Below are 2,341 nucleotides of genomic sequence, written 5' to 3'. Positions count from 1 at the left end.
AATCCCCATAGCTCACCGCCTGCGGCCCGCGGGTTCCTGCATCAGAGACTTTCGTACGCCTGACGGCACCCGAAACCCTTCAGCATTACCGGCCACCGCATTGGTGATCGCGGTTGCGCCACAAGCGGACCACGTGTTGCCGTTGGCCACACGAGCGCCTCCACCTGTCCAGCAACGAGTCCGGTCGGCTCAGTGGAAGGTCGTTTTATAGTGGAGGCCCGGAAACGACGCCTCGCCGGGTCGCAGCGCCGCCTGCCCCATGGGATCACCTTTTGGAATACTGAGGAAGAATGCCGCGGTCAGCGTCTTGGCTTGATCGAACTGCGGGCTGGAACCGGAACCGTATGCGAACATCATGTGCCCACCCTTGTCGAATACGGCCAACGCCTTATCTCGACTTCCGATGCTATCATGCGCCCATAGGGCATTGAATTCCGGCTTCACCATCTCGTCGTCAGAAGTGACCAGTATGAGCGTCGGCACTTTGACAGCCGCAATGCCAGTGGCGCCGAATACCTGCAGCTCGCCGCCCGGAGCTGCGAGAACGAGCGCCGCCACGCGGCTATCCCAAATGGGTGGCATCGGCTCCGCAAACGGGTCTGCAGCGCCGTAGAGTTTGGCAATCGTTGGCTCGAAACCTACAAATTGGCATGAGTCGCCATACTTCTGGGCCTCATTTGCAGCGCACCAGCTATCCAGGGCTTTAAAGTCGACCCGAGCGCCTCCCGCCTGGAGCGCAGTCGCTCCGCCCGATGAATGCCCCCAGACGCCGATGTGGGAGGTATCTATGAGTCCAGCGAGTTTGCCACCCGGGGCTGTCAGTGTATCGGCGTAGCCGATCACACGAAGCACGTTGGCAGAACGATAATAGAGCAATCGGCGAACGTCGAATCCGGTATCATAGCTCGAAGCGAAGACAACGAACCCGTAGGTCGCGAGAAACTGGCCCCAGCGGGTGTAGGCTATGCCCGGCATCGAGGATCCGGGGATCAGCACAAGCAGCGGATAGGGACCGGTCGTTGCCGGCGGTGCGTCCGGCGTCGTCTTCAGGATTGCGCCGGCGGGAGCTGGCGCAGGACCAGCAGCGGGATACCAGACCCATGTTTCCAGCGGGTGCTCACCAGTCACGTCAGGTATCGTGAACTTCTGAATACCGATCGCGAAAGGACCGGGCTGGCTGAAATCGGTTGCGATCGCGGGTGTCACTGCGATCAGGGGCAAGATGACAAGCCAAGGCAGCAGAAGAAAACCCAAGACAGCCTTGATCATAACGTGCCTTCCTGCGCGGTGCCAGGCTGCCGCTACCGTTCACCCATGACGGCAAGACGTCAAGCCCGAGTGCTGCCCACAGTCCATCTATATGGTACGTTCGATCGTTTTGCTGCCCTGAGTCTTCGCTTGAGTGGACTGAGAGGAGTTGCAGCTTTAGGAACGTGCGGAACGGGTCAGTTCGAGACTCGGACCCACCGGATTGAATATCTGCATTCTCACGCGTTCATACCAGAACCGGCCGGACCGCTCCCGGCCCCTCCCGAACGTTTGTGCTCTGGCCAATAGTGGTCTGAGGAGAAACGATATGGGACATTCGCAGTATGACCTCGCCGACAAGGCCGTCCCGCTTGGAATGCAGGCAAGAGAGTAGGCGTCAAACGACCTCTGAAGGTTCGTCAAATCTGGGAAATCCGGTTCTTTCTCGACCGCGAAGGTCGATCACGGGACCGAGCGCTGTTCGACCTTGCGATCGATAGCAAGTTGCGTGGTTGCGACTTGGTGAAGCTCAAGATTGGCGCGCTAGTGAGTGGCGCTGAGATTCGGACTCGGGCCATGGTTGTGCAGCAAAAGACTGGGAGGCCAGTTCAATTCGAACTGATGGCAGACGCCCGAGCAAGCCTACTTGCATGGCTCGAACGTAGAGGTGGAGCGGTCGACGATTTTGCCTTTCCCAGTCGGGTCGATCATGCTGGCCATTTGAGCACCAGGCAGTATGCGCGCCTGGTCGATGAATGGGTTTCGGCGGTTGGCCTTCGCCGTGAGGATTATGGCACCCACTCGCTTCGTCGTACCAAGGCCTCCATTATCTATAAGGCCACCGGGAATCTCCGAGCAATTCAAATTCTGCTCGGCCACACCAAGATGAGAACACCGTCCGGTATCTCGGCGTCGACGTCGAGGATGCACTGACGCTGGCCGAGGGAACTGAAATCTGAAAATGGACGACCTCGCGTGGGTCGCGCGGGTGCTGGGTCCAGCGGCTTTGCGCCCAATGCACGAACCCGCTTCGCGGGAGGGGCGCCTCGTTCTGAGATGGCGCGACTGCCATTTTGACTTGAGCGGGTAGAGG

1 protein-coding gene and 1 pseudogene are annotated in these 2,341 nt (G+C 59.4%); one reads left to right on the top strand and one right to left on the bottom strand.

Annotated elements, in window-relative coordinates; all coding sequences use genetic code 11:
- Nucleotides 1-189 precede the first annotated feature (189 nt).
- The gene (locus NKH90_RS34435) at nt 190-1,269 is read right to left on the bottom strand and encodes an alpha/beta hydrolase family protein (protein ID WP_352823739.1); all 1,080 of its coding nucleotides are present in this window, start codon (nt 1,267-1,269) and stop codon (nt 190-192) included.
- Between the two features lie 307 nt (nt 1,270-1,576).
- Here NKH90_RS34435 and NKH90_RS34430 point away from each other — a divergent pair.
- Nucleotides 1,577-2,207: pseudogene (locus NKH90_RS34430) on the top strand (tyrosine-type recombinase/integrase).
- Nucleotides 2,208-2,341 lie beyond the last annotated feature (134 nt).

The sequence above is a fragment of the Mesorhizobium sp. M0898 genome (assembly GCF_040319695.1).
GTDB lineage: Bacteria > Pseudomonadota > Alphaproteobacteria > Rhizobiales > Rhizobiaceae > Mesorhizobium.
This window is presented reverse-complemented; position numbering and strand designations above follow the sequence as displayed.